This is a genomic window from Geomicrobium halophilum (assembly GCF_014207655.1).
Classification (GTDB): Bacteria; Bacillota; Bacilli; order Bacillales; family Marinococcaceae; genus Geomicrobium; species Geomicrobium halophilum.
Map to the genome: position 1 here is coordinate 319,971 of NZ_JACHHJ010000004.1, position 20,433 is coordinate 340,403.

Sequence of the window (20,433 nt, forward strand, 5' to 3'; positions counted from 1 at the left end):
TCCCTTTTAAAATGGATACTCGCGATTTTGTGATTGGACACTGACCCATTGAGTGGTGGTGAACTTGTCCAATGCCCATTCGCCGTTGAATCGACCAAGCCCTGAATGTTTTTCACCGCCAAAGGCAACGTGGGGCTCATCGTTCACTGGTTGATCGTTCACATGGATCATGCCTGTTTCCACTTGGCGGGCAACGTTCATGCCGCGGAATTGATCGCGAGTAAATACCGATCCGGTTAGTCCGTAAATTGTGTTATTAGCGATATCGATCGCTTCTTGCTCACCCTGAGCTTTCAAAATGGTCGCGACCGGACCAAATAATTCGTTCTTGGCAATCTCCATATCGCTCGTGACACTGGAGAGGATCGTCGGTTCGAAAACATTCCCTTCATGCTTGCCACCAACTTCTAGTGTGGCTCCGTCTTCAACCGCTTGATTCACTTCCTTTTGCAGCCGCTCTACCTCCCCTTGATTAATCAGAGGTCCTACAACGTTTTGGCTATCGAAAGGATCTCCGTAAGGCAACGACCGTGTACGTTCTGTGAACTTCTCGAGAAACTCATCATGAATAGAGGTATCAATGATGATCCGATTTAATGCCATACAGATCTGTCCTTGGTGCAAAAATTTGCCAAAGATGGCTGCGTCCACAGCTGCATCTACATCTGCATCATCGAGCACAAGCATGGCGTTGTTGCCGCCAAGTTCCAGCGCCGTATCTTTTAAATGTTGGCCCGCATTAACCGCAATTTGACGCCCCACTTCTGTAGAGCCGGTAAACGAAATGGCTTCAACGGTTGGATGGGTGACGAACGCATCGCCAATTTCAGACCCGCGGCCGACGACGACATTTACGACTCCTTTCGGAAAGCCTGCTTTTTCAAAAAGCCAGCCAAGCAGCATGCCGGAAGTGACCGGTGTATCCGAGGACGGCTTAATCACAACCGTATTTCCGCTTGCGATTGCCGGTGCCACAGAGCGCATGGAGAGATGGAAAGGGAAATTCCAAGGCCCAATGACCCCAATAACACCTTTCGCTTTTCGATAGACATAGTTTTCTTTATTTGGAATGTTAGAAGGGAAAATCGTACCACTTACGCGCGTCGGAAACGATAATGCCTCCTGGGTAATCCCTAATGCTGCCCCATACTCGATCTCCGCCTTTGTAGCAGAACTGCCTGCTTCTTTTTTGAGCCAGTCAACGATCGTTTCTTTTTCCTCTTTCATCACTTGAAGTAAGTTTTGCAAGTGTTGCTGAAGGTCAGCTGGCGAAAGCTTCACCCACTCTCTTTGTGCCTGCTCGGCTGCTTGATAAGCTTCATCAAGATCTGTTTCATTCGCAGATCGGATGGTAGTGATCAAATCGTTCGTATAAGGGTTGTAATTCTCTAGCGTTTTCTCACTTCGACCTTCTCGCCATTCACCATTTATATATTGTTTCGATGTAGATACGTTCATGCTCTTTCCACCTTTCATTGATGTGGATGTATTTATTTTATTCCCACGAAATTCTTCAAAAAAACTTATAAATACACTCCGTTACGTTAGCATTCCTATTCTTTCATAAGGGTATTCTTTTTCTCATCATAGAGGTGGCCGACGTAAAAATAGCTACCCTCAGGATAGCTACTTCATTTGATTTCACTTCCACCTTGTCCATCCACGCTCATATTGGGGCGGGACATCCAACTTGTCGGTTTGATGAACATCATGAGAGGCTTTTAGCGGAAAATATGGGTCCCGTAACATTTCCCTTGCCATCAGAACGATGTCTGCACGCCCGTTGCGGATGTGATCATCTGCTTGCATCCCTTGGTTGATCAATCCTACAGCAGCTGTTGCAATGTCTGCTGAATGACGAATCTGTTCGGAGAATGACACTTGATAGCCTGGACCTACATCAATGGATGGATTCGGAGTATTTCCACCGGCGCTGCAGTCAATAAGATCGACGCCTTCCTCTTTTAAGCGTTTGGAGAGCTCGATGGAATCTTCGATCGTCCAACCGCCCTCGACCCAATCAGAGCTCGATATGCGAACGGTAAATGATAAGTGATCCGGCCATTCTTGACGCATGATCCGAGTCGTTTCAATCACGAATCGAATACGATTTTCAAAACTCCCTCCATATTGATCTGTACGTTCGTTGACGAGAGGCGAATAAAAACTATGTGCTAAATAGCCATGCGCCGCATGGAATTCAACCCATTGAAATCCTGATTCCCGCGTTCTGACCGTCGCCTGGCGAAACGCTTCCTGGATCTCTTGAATTTCTTCAATGGAGAGTTCTTGTGGTGTGCGATGCTGTTCAGAAAAAGGAATAGCACTTGGGCCAACAACATCCCATCCACCTTGATCGTCAGAAACATTGACCCCGTAGTCTTTTTGCTTCCACGGAGCATATGTAGATGCTTTCCTGCCAGCGTGGGCCAACTGAATTCCTGGAACAGCACCTTGATCTTTGATGAACCGGGTTACCCGTTGGTAAGCTTCTATATGTTTTTCAGAATAAATGCCTAGATCGTCAGGGGAAATTCGCCCTCTCGGTTCAACAGCTGAAGCTTCAGCAATCACAAGTCCCGCACCGCCCACAGCACGTGAGCCGAGATGAACGAGATGCCAATCATTGGGAAAACCGTCCTCTGCACTATACTGACACATAGGAGAAACACCAATTCTGTTTCGTAACGTAATGTCCTTAATCGTTAATGGAGAAAAAAGATGCGGCATAGGTGAAGCCTCCCTATTATTCATAAAATACCATTCCTTGATTTCAGCAAATACCTTAATTCAAATTTACGTTCCCGTCAATAAAACTGCTTTCGTCGTGTGGATCTCTACCACTGATAAATCGTATGAAAACCTATGGCTCACAGGCTTCTTTTCATCAAAGACAGTTGGGTTTAACCATTCAGCGGAAGCTACGGGGAATTCGGCGTACAACATGATGATTCGACGCTGCGGTAAAGAAATTCGGCGAACGTGGATTCGCCTCCCCAAACTTCATAACTCTGACGACAAGAACACACCGCTCGAAGGTTGAACGGTGTGTGCATCATACTATTCTTTATGAGAAGTTTTAATCGTTTCCTTCACCGCCAGATTTCTATTAAAATCATTCTTCCTCAATCTCCTCATAAATATATTCTTGTAAGACTTCGGCCATGGCGTCGGCACTTCGGTACAATTCCTCAAAGGTGTTGTCGACACCTCCGAATTCAATCAGCATTGAGTTTGGTGAAAGGTCTTGATTAAAGATTCCATTCGTCCCTGAACCTCCCCGAATGATGACTCCTCGGCTTAACCCAGGCCATTCATCTTCCAGACGTTCGTGAATCTCTTCAGCCATTGCGAGGTTTTTTTCATAATCTGGGTGATCCTCGCCAACAACAAAGAAGGTTCGAGCATAGGTTTCCTCATTGATCGTAGCTGTCGTGTGTTCTGCAGACACTGAATCCCGATGTAAATCGAAGAAAAACTCAAGTTCATCGTTTTCCTCCATATTTTCAACGACGACCTCTCGTGCCACCTCGTAGGATTGATGATAAGGTAAATCTCTCTCATTCAACATATGTTGGATATCATCAGCAGAAACTTCGACCGGTAGCCCATAATCACGGAAATTATCAGCTAAATATTCTCCGACTTTTACAATGTTTGTTTCAGGATGAAAAGGTTCATCTTCGTCAATTTCCGGATAAAAAGATTCACGGTTATGGGCATGTGAAATATGAATGAGGGGGTCTTCGTCATCCACAGCAGCCGTCGTTTCCCTTTGTTCGCTATCTTCACCATCATTCCCGGCGGTAGTATTCCCCTGTTCCTGCTGTACTTCAGGAGGCGGCGCAGATTCCATCGACATCGTCGTAAAGTCCGTACCTTCCCCGGCAACGGCAATCGTATCGTCAAAAGCTGAAAAACCAGGAAGCTCCCTCCCTAGAAAGGTACGCGGATCTTCAACATTCATATTCGTCGCAAGCTCAAGTACGGCTGTCCCCAAATTAGGCGTAGACGAGTCCTCCAATCCATCCAGGTAGTAACGGTTCTCATTCCCAAGTATATGGATGAACCACTCGCTCTGCATTTGCGCTGTCCAATCATGGAGCGCCGATGAGGAAAATCGACTATGATTGCCCGCCGTCGTCAACATTGTAACAATAAGAAAGGTCATGACGATAAAAGCTACAATAGCCATAGAAATTGATTGAACATGATGCTTTGAAATAGAAAAAACGTGTGCTTGCGTTTTTGCTTTGCGCAAGGGCATGTCCCTCCTTACGCTATTACTATATGAAGGAATCTCTTTTCATAGAATCACCCTTTCGTCCACCATTTCATAAAATCATTTTCTTATAGAACATTGACCAAAGAATCGTAATCGTATATAATCATTACGAGCTTAATTGATAATGATTTTCATTGTCGTTCAAGTAATCATTTACGAGAGGTACATATCAAGACAAAAACCTCTAGAAAAGGAGCGTATAGAAGATGCGAAAACAAATATTTGGGGTCATTGGCGGCCTTTCAGTGACAGCACTAGCTGCATGCGGCGGGGGTGAAGCGAATGAAACAACGGGGAATGAGAATGAGGAACAAAGCTCCGAAGAAGAAGTGGTCGTTGATCACGATTTAGGTGAAACGACCGTACCTGTAGAACCGGAATCTGTCGTCTCTTTTGATTTTGGGGTCACAGATTCGATTCGAGCTTTAGATGGAAATATTAGTGGTATTCCAAAAGCTAATAATGTCCCAGAGTATTTATCAGAGTTTGAAAGTGAAGAGTACGAAGATGTCGGAAGCCTTTTTGAGCCTAATTTTGAACGGATTAATGAAATGCAGCCAGATGTGATTTTCATTTCCGGCCGGGCATCTGACCACTATGATGAATTAAGTGAAATCGCACCAACCGTCTTTTTGGGCAGAGATGAAGAGAACTATATGGAAATTTTCGAAGAGAACATGGAAACCCTCGGTGAAATCTTTGCCGCCGAAGACGAAGTAAACAGTCATCTAGAAGACATTCAATCCATGATCGCTGATGTCGAAGAACAGGCGAACCAATCGGATGAAACGGGCTTAATCCTATCGGCAGATGAAGGAGAGGCCAGCGCGTATGGACCAGGCTCCCGTTTTGGAATCATCCATGACGAACTCGGGGTGACACCCGCGGATCCTGACATTTCCGCTGAAAATCACGGCCAAACCGTGTCCTTTGAATACATTGCAGAAACCGACCCGGATTATTTGTTCGTCATGGACCGTGCAGCAGCGATTGGGGAGAGCGCGGCTCTAGACTTCGTCACCAATAATGAACTCGTAGAACGTACCAATGCTGTTGAAAATGATAATGTGATCGAGTTAAGCGGTGATTATTGGTACTTGAGCGATGGCGGTTTAGAGTCGATGAAAGAAATGATCGCAGAGATTGATGAAGGTTTTGAAGAGTCCTGAAAATAATGATTCCATCATATAAGTGAGGTTCCTAGATGGATTCTATCGCCGCAATGGAACCTCCAGGTTTTTGATAATGATTGAAACACCTTCATTCGTGGAGGTGTTTTTTATATGTAAAGGTGAGGAACATATGGAACCGTCGAATAGAAAACGGAAAATAACAAACACTACTGATGTTCCTACACCTTTACTAGAGATGAACAGACGATGGTTGAGGAGGAAAAAATGAAAAAGCTAAATGCCCATAATCGTAGGTGGCTTACCGAAGAAATCATCGATCTTTTAAAACAACAAGAGCGCATCGCATTTCGGTTACAATTTTTAGAGTTGCATTCAACGGATCAAAGATTCGTTTTCTTAAGCTTAAATGAACAAGAAAGAACACTTGTTTATGAGTATATAACCCCTCAAGAGTTCGCTGAGATTTTTCAGGGGCTTGACAACATGGAACAGGGTTGGGCAGCCCGAGAACTAGAGGAGGAATATTTAGCAAAAGTTCTTGATGAAATGTACTCAGATGATGTCGCTGATTTCTTAGGCAGTTTGTCGGGAGAAAGGCAGGCATCAATCTTAGCAGCATTAGAGGAACAAGGGTCCGCTGATGTAAGAGAATTGCTCTCTTACCCAGAAGAAACAGCTGGCGCTGTGATGACCAAAGAGTTTATTTCGGTGCGTAGTGACCAAACGATACAGGAAGTTATCGAGCGGTTACGGCGTGAAACACCAAATGCAGAGACCATTTATTACATATATGTGACCGATGCAGCTGGTCATCTGGTAGGTGTGGTTTCTCTTCGTGAGTTAATCACCAGCTCACCGGAGAAAACCATTGAAAAGGTTATGGGAAAAAAAGTCATATCTACCTCTGTAACGACAGATCAAGAAGACGCAGCCCATCTTATTTCTGAATATGATTTGTTAGCGATTCCTGTTCTTACCCATAATGACGTACTCGTTGGCATTATTACGGTGGATGACGTGATTGATATTCTTGAAGAAGAAGCCACTGAGGACGTAGGAGAACTCTCTGCTTCCCGCGGGGCTACTGACGTAAATGTAACAGCTGTTCAAGCAGCGAAAAAACGGGCTCCTTGGATTGTATTACTTATGTTTTTAGGTTTAATAACCGCAAACGTCATTGGTCAATTTGAGGAAACCCTGGAAGCTGTTGCGTTATTATCTGCCTTCATTCCATTAATTATGGACTCTGCCGGCAACACAGGCACCCAATCATTAGCTGTTGCCGTACGAAGCTTGGCGACTGGTTCTGTGGAACGAAAAGGTGTCATTCAGTTGCTAAAGCGAGAGCTGGGTATCGGAATATTACTAGGAATCATTTCTGCCATTGTACTGATCGGAATCATTCGTATTTTTTACGGTAACCTCATACTTGCTGTTATTGTAGCTACTTCACTTTTTCTTACTTTAAGCGTAGCAGCACTTATTGGAGCCATATTCCCCCTTATCATTAACAAATTAAACATTGATCCCGCAGTAGCATCAGGTCCCTTCATCACGACACTTAACGATATTATTGGCTTGCTCATTTACTTTACGATTGCAACATCACTGCTTCAATATCTATAAAGAAAAATCCAAGGCATTGGTATCCTCTCGCGAGAGAAGGAGCGCGGGTTCACCACCGGTTCAGTTGATCTCCTCGATCAATCGTGCATTCGGGGCTTCTTACCTCCTTTTCGGCGGGCATATTCAATATTTCGGCGCAATCCTTCGTTTTTCGGCGGATGCAACAGAGAATTCAGCGCTCGGCACGATTATTCGGCGCGAAGGCTATGGAATTCGGCGAAAGTGTTTTCACAGGCGCACATATTTTTGGGATAAGCCCCGTGCCGTTAGCTCATAGGGGAGTAACGCCTATACCAGCTGCTGAATAAAGTGATATGAACTTTACTCATCTCATAGACGTGTTGAAAGGAGATCACTTTATGTCTCAGTATTTTGGCCGTGTCAACCGTCAACAGAACGGGCCGTTCGGTGGGTTTCTAGGTGGATGGTTTAGTCCTCCTGGGCCGCCGCCAACAGGTGGAGGACCCGGTTCATCACCACAAACCAGCCCTCCGACTGCTTCACCCCCTGGATTTATTCCACCTAGGCCGCCTGAAACCCAACAAATTGGGACCTTTGCTGTTGACCCAGGGGCAATTAGAGGTTGTTTATTTCGCTTCACGTATGTCTGGTTAACGAATCAACAACAATTTTGGTTCTACCCAATTTTTGTCGGTCGAACATCAGTCGCAGGCTTTCGATGGACTGGATTTTCCTGGGTTTATTTTGGCATTGATACGGGACTTATTGATGCATTTCAGTGCTATTAGAAACCTCCACTATTACATTACTACGTTTTGTACGGTAACCCGAACCATGGATCCTTTAAAAATTCCATGGTTCGTTTTTTTGTGTTGATGGTTTACAAGTCCCGAATTCACCTCAAATCATCGATGATCAGGTGTTTTATGATTGGGTTTCCCTCCCTAGGAATAATATTTTATTTATTGGCAAATGGTAACTCTATAGATGCTTCAAGAGGGTGTTCAAAAAGTCCGGGAAAACCTCCTCGAAAAAGAAAATCACTTTTTCATCATGCGAGGATAAATCGAGGAAGAGGATTCTAGAGCCGTCGAATTTTTGCGTCAGCTTGCGGGGTAAAGGCGACCAACGTTTTCACATTCAGTGACAACGCTGGCACTAGCGCCTCCGGCGCGTCACACGTACTAAAAATGTACCCTCGGAAAAGAAACCCCTTTTCCTTTGTGAGAAGTGAATGCTTTCGTGGTACAAGCAGGATGCTCGAGACGGGCTTCCTTGCACTCCAAAGCATAAGAAAATTTAGAGTCGTCATTTTGGCGATAAGCGAACATTTTCTAAAACTTCTCGGCTCTTTTTGTCCTCCTTTTTGAACACACACTTCAAGAAGGTGAACGCCGTATGTTTAAGAGGTTTGAAAAGAAGAAGATCAACCACGGGAAGAAAGGATCCTTGCAGAATCTCCTTGAAGCCTGTCAACAATCCACGGACTTTATGTCCTTTCGGGTATCTGATCGAAGCCCATTTTGTCTTCATTACGTAGAGCCCTTGGTGGAAGAACACCTCGTCCATGATGAAGTGCTTACTCACACGAAGAAAAAAGAGATGAGGACACTCGTAGATCTCAAACGGACGATTCCCATTGAAAAAGCCAAAATCATAAGTAATGTTACGGATATCGAAGATGACTTAATGCGCGGCCACATCATCATTCAAGTGAAAGGCCAAGATCAAGAAGTTCTCAGTCTTCCTGCTGAGAAGAATGAGCAACGGTCGGTGGATATCCCTGAAAATGAATTCACCGTTTCCGGCCCCAAGGAAGCCTTTATTGAGTCGCTTGATGTCAACCTGAACCTGATTCGCAAACGCCTCCCTATTTCTGAGCTAGTTATCGAGGAAACCAAAGTCGGACGCTTAAGTCAAAGCAGGGTGGCCATTCTGTATATTGAAGGTATCACCGACCCACAACTCGTGCAAACGTTGAGGCAGCGTATTCACGATGCAGACTACGATGAAATCGTTGATAGTTCTCAGGTTGTTCAATTAATCACGGACAACCCAAATTCCCAGTTTCCGCAATTATTGAGCACCGAACGACCTGAGAGGGTAACATCAGGCTTAGCAGAAGGAAAAGTCGCGTTTACTGTGGATGGCTCCCCCCAAACGGTGGTTGGTCCGTCCAACTTCATGACATTCTTTTCATCCCCTGAGGAACACTACTTTCTCTGGCCCATAAGCATGGCGATTCGGCTCATTCGGATCGTTGCGCTGTTGTTCTCTGTCCATGCCACAGCCTTTTATGTGGCTATAACTTCATTCCATCATGAATTAGTTCCAGATCCGTTGTTAGAAACGATGGTGGCTTCCAGATCGGAAGTTCCGTATCCCTCGATTGTCGAAGTAATAATCTTAGAAATCACCGTCGAACTCCTCCGAGAAGCCGGGGCCAGACTTCCAAGCCGTATCGGGCAAACGATTGGGATTGTCGGAGGTATTGTCATCGGAACTGCCGTCGTTGAAGCCTCTCTAGCCAGCAGTATACTGTTAATTACGATTGGAATTACGGCACTTGCCTCTTTTACAACACCTGTCTATTCCATGGGGAATACGATTCGTTTGATCCGTTTTCCCTTTATCGTGTTTGCCCAGTGGCTTGGTTTATTTGGGATCGCTGCCTGTTCGGTCATTTACCTCCATCATTTATTTACGCTGACCTCGTTAGGCCATCCTTACCTGGCCCCCCTCTATCCGTTACGGGTCAGCGGCTTAAAAGATACGATCGCCAAGTTCCCGATTCAAAAACTACAAAGAAGACCGGGCGTGCTTCGACCGCAAAAAACGAAGCGATTTGATGTCAAAGCCAAGAAACATCCCCCAAGGGATATCGAGGAATAAGGAGCATGGGTATGCAAGCAAGATCAATGTTGACGAAACAGCTCTCCCCATTTTTTGCGTTTTTTGTCGTGACCGTGATGCAAATCGGCGTGGGTATTTTCACATTTCAACGAACCATCGTCTCGATTGTCGGCCATGATGGCTGGATAGCCATTATTCTCTCGGCATTGATGGTTCATGTCGTTATTTGGATCTTGTACAAGATGCTAAACCAGTACCAAACCATTGTCGATGTTCAAAAAGGAGTATTTGGAAAAGGGCTGGGGACATTTGTCAGCCTTTATTGGATCTTGTATTACAGTTTATTCGTACTTACACTCCTTATTGGCTATACAGAAATTCTTCGCACCTGGCTCTTTCCTGAAGTCGCAAACGGGGTACTTTTCTTTGTACTCCTGTTCCTGGCCTATTTATTCACGATGTCAGGCCTTCGTACGATCGTTGGGATAAGCGTACTGGCGGTTCTTATGGGGCTCCCAATCTTTTTTCTTAGCCGCTTTCCTTATGGACAAATGCAATTTAGGAGTTTGTTTCCGGTCTGGGATCATTCTTTCCTGGACCTATGGTCGGCTATAGGATTGATGACGTTTCAATATTTAGGATTTGAGATCTTGTTAATGGCTTATCCCTTTATCAGAGAAGCCCCGCGCTCCCATAAATGGGCGCAACTCGGGGTGACCTTCAGTATGATTACATATTTGATTGGTTTTATCCTCCCCGTTCTTTATTTTCATGAAAACCATCTAGCCGTCATTACATGGCCAACCCTGTCTTTTTGGAGGATGGAATATTTCGGAATGTCCATATGGATTATCCTCCTACTGCCGAATATGGCTCTAGGGCTGTGGGCTGCAAGTCGTGTTGCTAAACAGACGCTCAAAATCTCCCAACGCCATGCGGTATGGGGGCTATCACCTCTGATTTTCGGGTGTGCATTCTTATTTACCGACCAGTGGGAGATCGAAGCCATTTCATCCTTTACGTCAAGTTTGGGATTTTTTACGATTTTCGTCTATCTTCCCCTCTTATTTCTCATCCAAACGATGATTACTAAAAGGAGGCGCCGTCAATGAACAGGGCCATGCGTATGATCACTTTCCTTTCTCTTCTCCTTGTTTTTACCGGCTGCAGTGCTCAGCCACAGCTGATTGAGGATATCCAGTTTATACAGGCGATGGGGTATGACCTTATAGATGGAGAGACACAAGCCACCGGTGTCACCACCATCTATATGCCTGCCGAGGATGCTTCCCCTGAAAACGCAACTCTGAACGTTCCAAGAGATGACCTTGAAGATCTCTATTCTAAATTTCAAGCAAAATCGTCCCGATACATGGACACGAGTCGGAGCCGTGTGCATTTATTTCATGAAGAGTTGGCAGCCGAAGAAGGGGTCTTTCCCATTTTTGACACGATTCAACGAAACCCCATGATTGAACAAGATATGAAGGTTGCTGTCACCAAGGGAACCACGAAGGAGATCCTAGAGGGGGATTATCCGTTAGCATCGACGGTCTACAGATATTTACTGGATTTGATCGAACTTAACAAGGATGAGCAGATCCCTCAAGCGAATTTCCATGACTTTCTGTACCTTTACTATGCGGAGGGGGCCGACCCTCATTTGCCTCTTTTGAAGAAACAAGGTGACCATGTGGTGATCATCGGGACTGCCCTATTCAAGGGAGACAAGTATATCGAGGAGATGGACTTAGAGCAGGCCCATATATTTAGGATGCTCATTGAAGATACCGAGGAAGGGACGGTCAATATCGACCTTAACGAGGATAAGAGTGTCGGTTTTCATCACCTCTCCACCTATCCGGATTGGACGATCAAACAAGAGAACGATGGCATCCACGTTCAAGTGGACGTCGAAATCGAAGGCGTTCTTCGAGAAACACAAAATATCGATGTCTCCCAAACGGAAAACATTCAACAACTGGAAACGATCGCTGCCCAACAGCTTCAGACCGAACTGGAAGAGATCATCCACTTTTTACAAGAGAACGAAATTGACACCATCGGCATCGGCGAACGAGTGGGACAGAACGTAAGGGGACTCGACATCCAGCAGTGGGAAGAAGAGGAGTATACGGATTTAGATGTTGAGGTAAATGTAGATTTCACGATTGAAAATACAGGGGCCGTTGAATAGCAAACCCTCCTGATTAGAAAAAGATGTAGATGGAGCTTCTCGTAAGTTACGTTTTGTTAGGGGCCCATGTTGGACCCTGATCTGCAAACGTTTTTTTAACGAATTGCACCCATTCTTTAGCTGCGTGTGATTGGTAGCTATCTTTGCGCCAAATGATAGCTAGACTCCATAGAATTTGTGGGTTCTCAATATCTATAACAGATGTACCCGAAAGGTCCGCTTCTGCAAAGACAGTTTCCGGCAAGAAGGTAATCCCAAGGTTTTCCTTTGCCATCTTTATAAGAAAATCCCATTGGGTACTTTCATTGATAATGTTGGGTTCGAAGCCCGCTTGAATACAGGCGTCCCGTACTCTGTCATAAAGAGAAAACCCTTTAAGGAACAGAAGAAAATGTTCATTTTTCAACTCTCGCATCTCCACACGCTCACGCTTTGCTAAAGCATGACTTGAAGACACTACGAGCTGAAGTTTCTTCTCAACGATGGGAAGAACTTCAAACTGCTCATGGTCAACAGGCAAAATCCCCACCCCCACATCAATGTTTCCTTCTAAAAGAGACTGTTCCATCACCTTCGCCCCTTCTTCGACAATATGCATGTCCACTTCAGGATAACGCTTGATAAAGTCCGCAATAACGTTAGGAAAAAAACTAGAACCTATAACCGGAGGGAGACCAAAATGAAAACTCCCCTTTTTTCTTAATCTTATATCGTTTGCCGCTTTCTGCATATCTTCCACCTCCCGCATTACCTTATGGGCATGCGTTCGCATCATTTCCCCTTCCTCTGTCACCTGCAAATGACGCGTCGAGCGATCGAACAAGCGGATGCCTAATTCTTCCTCAAGCTGATGGATCACTTTGCTAAGTGTTGGCTGAGAAATGTGCAGCGTTTCACTTGCCTTCGAAAAACTTTTCTGTTTATACACTTCTAAAAAAAAGCGCAATTGTTTGATCTCCATGATGACCCACCTATTCAATTAAAGAATACATTTATTATATTTATCTATTTTACTAATGAAAGCGTTTTTAGTACAGTGAATGATATACCAATTGTAAGCGAACAAAAGATGTTGCCTGACTTCTTGTGCAATATCAATTTTCATAAAAAGGAGCTTATCACCAATGACGAAAGTGAGAACATCGTTTGAAGATAGCCTCAGTAACATCAAAGACGGTGACACCGTAATCGTAGGGGGATTTGGCCTTTGCGGAATCCCAGAGAATGCTATCCTGGCGCTGGCAGAGCAAGGAACCAAGGATCTTACCATTGTCAGCAATAACTGCGGACTTGCGGATTGGGGCTTGGGACTTTTACTGCAAAACCACCAAATCAGTAAGATGATTGCTTCTTACGTAGGTGAGAATAAAGTATTTGAAGAGCAATATTTAAATGGAGAACTGGAAGTCGAATTAGTCCCGCAAGGAACACTTGCCGAGCGGATACGTGCAGGTGGGGCCGGCATTCGCGGCTTTTATACGCCCACAGGTGTAGGCACCCCTATCGCAGAAGGAAAAGAGCACAAGGATTTTAACGGAACCACTTGTATATTAGAAGAAGCGATTACAGGGGACGTATCACTCGTGAAAGCTTGGCATGGCGATTCCTACGGCAACCTTGTTTATCGAAAAACATCCCGCAACTTTAACCCGCTAGCTGCCACTGCCGGCAAGCATACCATAGCCGAAGTTGAAGAGCTAGTCGACATCGGGCGATTAGACCCTGATACCATTCATACACCGAGTCTTTATGTTCAGGATCTATTGCAAGGCGAAACGTACGAAAAAAGAATTGAAAAACGAACCGTCCGTGAAGCGTAATTCAACACAACGAGGAGGAATGGAACCATGAGCAACGATCGTGAAATCATTATCAATCGTGCCGTTCAAGAAATCGAAGAAGAAATGACCGTAAATCTAGGGATCGGCATGCCGACCATGATTGCGGATAAGATCCCGGCATCCAAACACGTTTTTCTCCACTCTGAAAATGGGATGTTGGGGATTGGTCCCTACCCGATTTCAGGCGAAGAAGATCCTGATTTGATCAATGCCGGCAAGGAAACCGTTACGGCGAAGACTGGGGCCTCATTTTTCGATAATGCTGAGTCTTTTGCCATGATTCGAGGAGGACACATTGACCTTGCCATTCTTGGCGGGATGGAAGTATCTGAGAAAGGGGATCTAGCCAACTGGATGATCCCAGGGAAAATGGTCAAAGGCATGGGAGGTGCGATGGATATCGTCCAAGGGGCGCAAAAAGTCGTGATTATCATGAATCATGTCAATAAGCACGGAGAATCTAAAATTCGTACCGCCTGCGAATTGCCATTAACGGGAGAGAAGGTGGTGGATCGTTTGATTACTGACATGGCTGTGTTTGATTTTACAGAAAAAGGCATGGTTCTCACGGAAATCTTAGAGGGTTATGATCTTGCCAGTATTCAAGAAAAGACAGAAGCTACGTTTACCGTCGATGAAAAGCTCCTTGAGAAGGAGGGCTCCTTTTCATGGTAGAGCATGTTGTGTTAACGGGAGCCGTTCGAACACCGATTGGAAGTTTTCGCGGAGCTTTTCAAAATGTATCCGCCCTTGATCTTGGTACGGCTGCGATTCGTTCCGCGCTTGAAAGGGCTGGCATAGGTCCCGAACAAGTGGATGAAGTCATTATGGGAAATGTTCTCCAAGCAGGATTAGGGCAAAATCCAGCGCGGACGGCTGCGATGAATGCTGGCCTTCCAGAAACAGTGCCTGCAATGACCATTAACAAAGTATGCGGATCGGGGCTGAAAGCTGTTCACCTTGCCACTCAAGCTATCCAAACCGGTGATGCTGATATTGTCCTCGCCGGCGGCATGGAAAATATGAGCCAAGCTCCCTATTTGAATATGCATGCCCGAGAAGGGGCTGGAATGGGCGATCAGAAACTGATCGACAGCATGATTCATGACGGGCTCTCATGTGCATGGGAAAATACTCATATGGGAGTCACGGCTGAGAACGTGAATGAGCAATATGGCTTTTCACGAAAAGAACAAGACGAATTTGCTGCCTGGAGCCAACAAAAGGCATCCCATGCCCAAGAGAATGGACGGTTTGCTGAAGAAATCACCCCCGTCCAAGTACCCCAGAGAAAAGGAGAAGCTATCACTGTCAACGAAGATGAACACATTCGCGGCAGTACCACCGTCGAAAAACTAAGCAAGCTGAAACCAGCGTTTCGTAAAGAAGGAAGCGTAACGGCTGGTAATGCTTCCGGAATCAATGATGGCGCCTCCGCGATCATCGTCATGAGTGAACGAAAAGCAAAAGAACTGGGCATAACACCCCTGGCGCGCCTTCGTGCCAATGCCAGCGCTGCGGTACCACCAAGTATCATGGGGATCGGTCCTGTGCCTGCAGTCAACCAAGCATTGGAAAAGGCTGGCATGTTGATTGAAGATGTAGATCTCCTGGAAGTGAACGAAGCCTTCGCAGCTCAATCTCTGGCCGTCCAGCATGACTTAAACCTCTCAAGCGACCGCCTGAATGTGAACGGGGGCGCCATTGCATTAGGCCACCCTATTGGAGCTAGCGGAACCCGTGTCCTTGTTACTTTGCTCCATGAAATGCAGCGCCAAAAAAGTACAACAGGCCTTGCCACCCTATGTATTGGTGGCGGACAAGGAGTAGCAACCATACTAGAGAGGTAAAGTATTTTGTATTATAGTAAGATACCTGCACCATACTGATGGAATTGATCTACCATCAGTATGGTACTTGTATTTTACTGAATATTTATAATCTATTCCTGTGGAAAAGGGAGGAGACTCATGTTTGTTTCTATCACTCGTTTATGCGATCGTCTCGTTCAGCGCTATCTTCCAGATTCTTTTTTATTCGCGATTATACTAACATTTGTCGTATTCATCCTTGGCCTTTCAATGACGGATAGCTCTCCATTAAATATGGTGCAATATTGGGGAGAAGGCTTCTGGGACTTGTTAGATTTCACCATGCAAATGGCGCTCATTGTTGTAACCGGATACATTCTTGCCAATACCCCAATCGTTAAGACGATCCTAGCGAGACTAGCCTTATTCGCTCACACACCGGGGCAAGCCATTGTACTCGTAACAGTCGTAGCATCCCTTGCCTGCTTGATTAACTACGGTTTTGGATTGGTTATAGGTGCCCTATTTGCCCGCCACGTGGTTCGTAATGTCCCAACCGTCGACTACCGATTACTGATCGCTTCCGCTTATAGTGGTTTTCTTGTCTGGCACGGGGGGTTATCTGCATCTATACCACTGACCATTGCTACACCGGATCATTTTCTAGAAAATATGCTTGGTACTATCCCAATTACAGACACCCTATTTTCATCGTATAACATTTTTATTGTCGTAAGTTTCGTCATCAGTTTACCCATAATCAATTTTCTTTTATTAAAAGCCACCGACCAAAATAATAAGATAGATCCGACATTTATGGAAAATACATCAGACGTAAAAAGTGAAGAAGCAGCAACAACAACGACTCCAACACCTGCCGAGCGTCTTGAAAATAGTACAATCGTATCAATGCTCTTAGGCGGTTTAGGTCTAGGATATGTTTTTTATTATTTCATTCAAAACGGACTAGATTTAAATCTTAATATCGTAAACTTTACATTCTTATTCCTCGGCATTCTCTTTCATCGTACACCGAGACGCTATCTTTCAGTCTTAGGAGATGCTGCAAAAAATGCCGGAGGAATTATTATTCAATTTCCATTTTACGCTGGCATCATGGGTATGATGGTCGCATCAGGCCTATCCGAACAAATTTCTCTATGGTTCGTCAGCATTTCAACAGAGACGACTCTCCCACTCTTCAGCTTTTTAAGCGCAGGAATCATCAACTTTTTTGTCCCATCAGGCGGAGGCCAGTGGGCCGTGCAAGGACCGATCATGATTCCAGCAGCCTTTGAGCTTGGTGCAGACCCTGCCCGTATAGCCATGTCTGTAGCATGGGGAGATGCCTGGACAAACATGATCCAACCCTTTTGGACACTACCATTATTGGCAATTGCAGGATTAAAAGTTCGAGATATTATGGGCTTTTGTCTTATCCTACTTTTTTGGGCATTGATCCCTATTTCTGTTGGATTGATCTTTATGTAGGGGAAGCATGGCTGAGGCCATGCTTCTATGAGTGATTATGTCAAAACGTCTGTATAAGTGTGTACAAATCAAAGCAATTCGTATCTACTTGATTTCCCGAATTCAAGTTACTGTTCTACTCAAAAGGGGATGTCCTTCACCAAATTTTAAACAGCCATATCAGATAAAATTTGATCAAATTCACAGTTTGTATAGTATTGCGGACAGAGCGAGCCAGCTGTACGGAGTTTTATGCCACTGTTTGCGGACATCTGAGCCAGTGAGTGCGGAAAAGAGAGCCACTACTAATGGCATAATCACAGTCATTAGAACACACGTTGTTCCGATGGCTGTGAATCTTATCTAACTCTTATATCCACTAAATGCTCATCAATAATCTCAATGGCCCAACGAACAAGTTCATCGTGATTTAAATCTTCTTCCTCGTTCCATGTGCAAGGGGGGCAATAGCTAATCTTCCACTATAACCATCACCTCGTCAGGTAAATACGTGTGGAAAAAATGCTTCGCTATACGATTTTCCACCTTTATTGAAATGTCATTTGATCCCCCAAACCATGGCGCTCTCTCATCGAAACTTCCCCATCAGTGAGAATCTTATAGGAATCGTGAACGATGCGGTCAAGAATCGCATCAGCTACTTGTGCTTGTCCTAACTTTGAATGCCATCCTTCCGGCAAAAATTGTGAACAGAAAACCGTGGATGCTCTTTTTAACCTCGCCTGAATAATTTCCAACACATGAAGGACATTTATAGTTTCTTAGTGGCGCGATCACCTGTCGAGAAATTCATCCAACTGTCCCTTCGACACTCGCTTTATTCTTATTATCCAGAATTCTGGATAATCTTCATTATCCGGAAGTTTCAATTCCTCAAGGGTACGATCTAAACCAATGTCTAATTGAATGTTTGAATCAATCTTCCCATGTTTCAATTCCTCAAAGGTACGATCTAAACGAAATACAGGTTCTATCAATGGTGTACAATACATCATGTTTCAATTCCTCAAAGGTACGATCTAAACTCATCTACGGATGGTGAACCAGAAGTATCTGGGACGTGTTTCAATTCCTCAAAGGTACGATCTAAACTGGCGGTAACGAGCGGATTACCCAATCGTCTGCCGTGTTTCAATTCCTCAAAGGTACGATCTAAACAGATATATTTTCGAGTGAAAACTACTTGCCACTGTGGTTTCAATTCCTCAAAGGTACGATCTAAACGTGGGGACGGATCGAACGTCTTTATACGGTATGCAGTTTCAATTCCTCAAAGGTACGATCTAAACGAGGTCTTCCAAAAAAGCAATTTGTTATTTGGTTTTGAGTTTCAATTCCTCAAAGGTACGATCTAAACCAAGTTGGTCTGACTCTGCAATTGCTGGATCGGTGAGGTTTCAATTCCTCAAAGGTACGATCTAAACTAATCCCCCAGCGCGCAGGTGCTTATTTCCGGTTCGGGTTTCAATTCCTCAAAGGTACGATCTAAACATAAAATCGGACACCCACGTCCATACTTTATCCCAGTTTCAATTCCTCAAAGGTACGATCTAAACTCTCACCCGCACCGACAGGGTGACGGTACAGGGTATCTAGTTTCAATTCCTCAAAGGTACGATCTAAACGGGGATGTTGAATGGGTGAAAATCTAACAAAAGAAGGGTTTCAATTCCTCAAAGGTACGATCTAAACGAAAACTTAATCGAACAATCCCCACATTTGATAGAGTTTCAATTCCTCAAAGGTACGATCTAAACGATGATTAACGTTCCGATGATTGATCCGAAGAAGAGTTTCAATTCCTCAAAGGTACGATCTAAACGAAAACGCGGGGCTGTCTGTACGTGACGAGAAGAAAAGTTTCAATTCCTCAAAGGTACGATCTAAACGTGCGCCCGGCCACGTTTGGCGGCGTTCAATGGTAGTTTCAATTCCTCAAAGGTACGATCTAAACAGAAGGGAGTCTCCACAAACGGAGCTGAATGTTGGGGTTTCAATTCCTCAAAGGTACGATCTTAAACGTTAAAGCCGAAAATAAAAGATAAGACAGAAGCAGGGTTTCAATTCCTCAAAGGTACGATCTAAACGCATGTCCTGCTCTGGTGACACCTTCCCCTTTTCAGTTTCAATTCCTCAAAGGTACGATCTAAACTGCCTTGGATCGATGGATGACCTTATGACGGATGAGTTGTTTCAATTCCTCAAAGGTACGATCTAAACTAACGCTTCATCCAATTTAGAGCGACATCCAACTCAGTTTCAATTCCTCAAAGGTACGATCTAAACATTACTATACGTTTTTTTCAGCTCCGAGATAAGCCAAGTTTCAATTCCTCAAAGGTACGATCTAAACAGTAACCATTGGCTTGCCTCTCGATTTCAGCTTCAAGGTTTCAATTCCTCAAAGGTACGATCTAAACCTTGATAAGTTGATCCGGCTTGTAATATATACTGAGTTTCAATTCCTCAAAGGTACGATCTAAACTGTAATGTAAAATTTTGTCATCATAGAAGAAGTTGTGTTTCAATTCCTCAAAGGTACGATCTAAACGAAACGTCGTATTTGCAGTAGTCAATGGTTTCCTGGTTTCAATTCCTCAAAGGTACGATCTAAACATTCACCAACTGTCAGATCGTCAATAAATTCAATGAGTTTCAATTCCTCAAAGGTACGATCTAAACATGGATAAGGAAATCTTTTGGTTTCCCATCTTTCCAGTTTCAATTCCTCAAAGGTACGATCTAAACCGGCTAGTCCCTCAGAAACAAATTCCCCGATGTCCAGTTTCAATTCCTCAAAGGTACGATCTAAACCGCCAACGCCGCCTTCATCGGGCATCCATTCATAAAGTTTCAATTCCTCAAAGGTACGATCTAAACCGACTTCCACAACATTCCGCCCAGTTAGTTGAGTAGAGTTTCAATTCCTCAAAGGTACGATCTAAACGATATCCCCTGTTTATATATTTATAGATAGAGTACGAGTTTCAATTCCTCAAAGGTACGATCTAAACGCGGTTTTCGGCTCTGGATATCTGTCACCCACAGCAGGTGTTTCAATTCCTCAAAGGTACGATCTAAACCGGCTCGTCCTCTGAACCTGCAACGTCTTCCCAAGACTCGTTTCAATTCCTCAAAGGTACGATCTAAACTTGCTGAGCAGGTGCGCCGCTTTCACGGCGGCTTCATGTTTCAATTCCTCAAAGGTACGATCTAAACCCGATAGATTTCCGCA

General features: G+C 44.5%; 14 protein-coding genes, 1 pseudogene and 1 CRISPR repeat array (1 of these 16 cut by a window edge). Of the genes and pseudogenes, 10 read left to right on the top strand and 5 right to left on the bottom strand.

What is annotated here, in order from left to right; all coding sequences use genetic code 11:
- Window positions 1-6: 6 nt before the first annotated feature.
- From HNR44_RS14320 to HNR44_RS14330, 3 genes are all read right to left on the bottom strand, one after another.
- Window positions 7-1,458: an aldehyde dehydrogenase family protein gene (locus HNR44_RS14320; protein ID WP_184405000.1), complete on the bottom strand. Its 1,452-nt coding sequence runs from the start codon at window positions 1,456-1,458 to the stop codon at window positions 7-9.
- A 183-nt stretch (window positions 1,459-1,641) separates the two neighbouring features.
- A complete protein-coding gene (locus HNR44_RS14325; RefSeq protein WP_184405001.1) occupies window positions 1,642-2,730 on the bottom strand; it encodes an NADH:flavin oxidoreductase/NADH oxidase in 1,089 nt (362 codons plus the stop codon).
- A 385-nt stretch (window positions 2,731-3,115) separates the two neighbouring features.
- Window positions 3,116-4,261: a stage II sporulation protein P gene (locus tag HNR44_RS14330; protein ID WP_184405002.1), complete on the bottom strand. Its 1,146-nt coding sequence runs from the start codon at window positions 4,259-4,261 to the stop codon at window positions 3,116-3,118.
- A 230-nt stretch (window positions 4,262-4,491) separates the two neighbouring features.
- Here HNR44_RS14330 and HNR44_RS14335 point away from each other — a divergent pair, with 230 nt between their 5' ends.
- From HNR44_RS14335 to HNR44_RS14360, 6 genes are all read left to right on the top strand, one after another.
- Complete coding sequence (locus HNR44_RS14335; protein WP_184405003.1) at window positions 4,492-5,454, top strand: siderophore ABC transporter substrate-binding protein; 963 nt, start codon at window positions 4,492-4,494, stop codon at window positions 5,452-5,454.
- 228 nt (window positions 5,455-5,682) lie between these two features.
- Window positions 5,683-7,044 carry a magnesium transporter gene (mgtE, locus tag HNR44_RS14340; RefSeq protein WP_184405004.1) on the top strand — a complete coding sequence of 454 codons (1,362 nt, stop codon included), beginning with the start codon at window positions 5,683-5,685 and terminating at the stop codon, window positions 7,042-7,044.
- A gap of 359 nt (window positions 7,045-7,403) precedes the next feature.
- Window positions 7,404-7,793 (top strand): hypothetical protein, encoded by a 390-nt coding sequence (locus HNR44_RS17705; RefSeq protein ID WP_246407463.1) that lies wholly within the window; start codon window positions 7,404-7,406, stop codon window positions 7,791-7,793.
- A 610-nt stretch (window positions 7,794-8,403) separates the two neighbouring features.
- A complete protein-coding gene (locus HNR44_RS14350) occupies window positions 8,404-9,897 on the top strand; it encodes a spore germination protein (protein ID WP_184405005.1) in 1,494 nt (497 codons plus the stop codon).
- Between the two features lie 11 nt (window positions 9,898-9,908).
- Window positions 9,909-10,970 (top strand): GerAB/ArcD/ProY family transporter, encoded by a 1,062-nt coding sequence (locus HNR44_RS14355; protein ID WP_184405006.1) that lies wholly within the window; start codon window positions 9,909-9,911, stop codon window positions 10,968-10,970.
- Complete coding sequence (locus HNR44_RS14360) at window positions 10,967-12,055, top strand: Ger(x)C family spore germination protein (RefSeq protein ID WP_184405007.1); 1,089 nt, start codon at window positions 10,967-10,969, stop codon at window positions 12,053-12,055. Before HNR44_RS14355 ends, HNR44_RS14360 begins: the two co-directional genes overlap by 4 nt.
- 46 nt (window positions 12,056-12,101) lie before the next feature.
- On the opposite strand, the gene HNR44_RS14365 is transcribed toward HNR44_RS14360, so the two are convergent.
- Window positions 12,102-13,016, bottom strand: coding sequence for a LysR family transcriptional regulator (locus tag HNR44_RS14365; RefSeq protein ID WP_184405008.1), 915 nt, complete (start codon window positions 13,014-13,016; stop codon window positions 12,102-12,104).
- A 163-nt stretch (window positions 13,017-13,179) separates the two neighbouring features.
- On the opposite strand from HNR44_RS14365, the gene HNR44_RS14370 reads away from it, so the two are divergent.
- The 4 genes from HNR44_RS14370 (at window position 13,180) to HNR44_RS14385 (ending at window position 17,198) form a co-directional block, all read left to right on the top strand.
- Entirely contained in the window at window positions 13,180-13,875 is a 696-nt protein-coding gene (locus HNR44_RS14370) for a CoA transferase subunit A (RefSeq protein ID WP_184405009.1), read from the top strand.
- A gap of 27 nt (window positions 13,876-13,902) precedes the next feature.
- Complete coding sequence (locus tag HNR44_RS14375; RefSeq protein WP_184405010.1) at window positions 13,903-14,571, top strand: 3-oxoacid CoA-transferase subunit B; 669 nt, start codon at window positions 13,903-13,905, stop codon at window positions 14,569-14,571.
- The gene (locus tag HNR44_RS14380) at window positions 14,565-15,746 is read left to right on the top strand and encodes an acetyl-CoA C-acetyltransferase (RefSeq protein ID WP_184405011.1); all 1,182 of its coding nucleotides are present in this window, start codon (window positions 14,565-14,567) and stop codon (window positions 15,744-15,746) included. The genes HNR44_RS14375 and HNR44_RS14380 overlap by 7 nt, the downstream gene beginning before the upstream one ends.
- 120 nt (window positions 15,747-15,866) lie before the next feature.
- The gene (locus tag HNR44_RS14385) at window positions 15,867-17,198 is read left to right on the top strand and encodes a short-chain fatty acid transporter (RefSeq protein ID WP_184405012.1); all 1,332 of its coding nucleotides are present in this window, start codon (window positions 15,867-15,869) and stop codon (window positions 17,196-17,198) included.
- Between the two features lie 527 nt (window positions 17,199-17,725).
- On the opposite strand, the pseudogene HNR44_RS14390 reads toward HNR44_RS14385, so the two are convergent.
- Window positions 17,726-17,938 (bottom strand): annotated as a pseudogene (locus HNR44_RS14390) (ATP-binding protein); the annotation flags it as partial.
- 122 nt (window positions 17,939-18,060) lie between these two features.
- Window positions 18,061-20,433: direct repeats of the CRISPR family, unit length 30 nt; unit sequence GTTTCAATTCCTCAAAGGTACGATCTAAAC; it runs 1,045 nt beyond the window's last position.

Excerpts from the sequence above, each read along its gene's own strand:
- HNR44_RS14370 (WP_184405009.1), top strand. The coding sequence starts at position 13,180 with ATGACGAAAGTGAGAACATCGTTTGAAGATAGCCTCAGTAACATCAAA.
- HNR44_RS14335 (WP_184405003.1), top strand. The coding sequence starts at position 4,492 with ATGCGAAAACAAATATTTGGGGTCATTGGCGGCCTTTCAGTGACAGCA.
- HNR44_RS17705 (WP_246407463.1), top strand. The coding sequence starts at position 7,404 with ATGTCTCAGTATTTTGGCCGTGTCAACCGTCAACAGAACGGGCCGTTC.
- HNR44_RS14385 (WP_184405012.1), top strand. The coding sequence starts at position 15,867 with ATGTTTGTTTCTATCACTCGTTTATGCGATCGTCTCGTTCAGCGCTAT.
- HNR44_RS14360 (WP_184405007.1), top strand. The coding sequence starts at position 10,967 with ATGAACAGGGCCATGCGTATGATCACTTTCCTTTCTCTTCTCCTTGTT.
- HNR44_RS14365 (WP_184405008.1), bottom strand. The coding sequence starts at position 13,016 with ATGGAGATCAAACAATTGCGCTTTTTTTTAGAAGTGTATAAACAGAAA.
- mgtE (WP_184405004.1), top strand. The coding sequence starts at position 5,683 with ATGAAAAAGCTAAATGCCCATAATCGTAGGTGGCTTACCGAAGAAATC.
- HNR44_RS14380 (WP_184405011.1), top strand. The coding sequence starts at position 14,565 with ATGGTAGAGCATGTTGTGTTAACGGGAGCCGTTCGAACACCGATTGGA.
- HNR44_RS14355 (WP_184405006.1), top strand. The coding sequence starts at position 9,909 with ATGCAAGCAAGATCAATGTTGACGAAACAGCTCTCCCCATTTTTTGCG.
- HNR44_RS14325 (WP_184405001.1), bottom strand. The coding sequence starts at position 2,730 with ATGCCGCATCTTTTTTCTCCATTAACGATTAAGGACATTACGTTACGA.
- HNR44_RS14375 (WP_184405010.1), top strand. The coding sequence starts at position 13,903 with ATGAGCAACGATCGTGAAATCATTATCAATCGTGCCGTTCAAGAAATC.
- HNR44_RS14320 (WP_184405000.1), bottom strand. The coding sequence starts at position 1,458 with ATGAACGTATCTACATCGAAACAATATATAAATGGTGAATGGCGAGAA.
- HNR44_RS14350 (WP_184405005.1), top strand. The coding sequence starts at position 8,404 with ATGTTTAAGAGGTTTGAAAAGAAGAAGATCAACCACGGGAAGAAAGGA.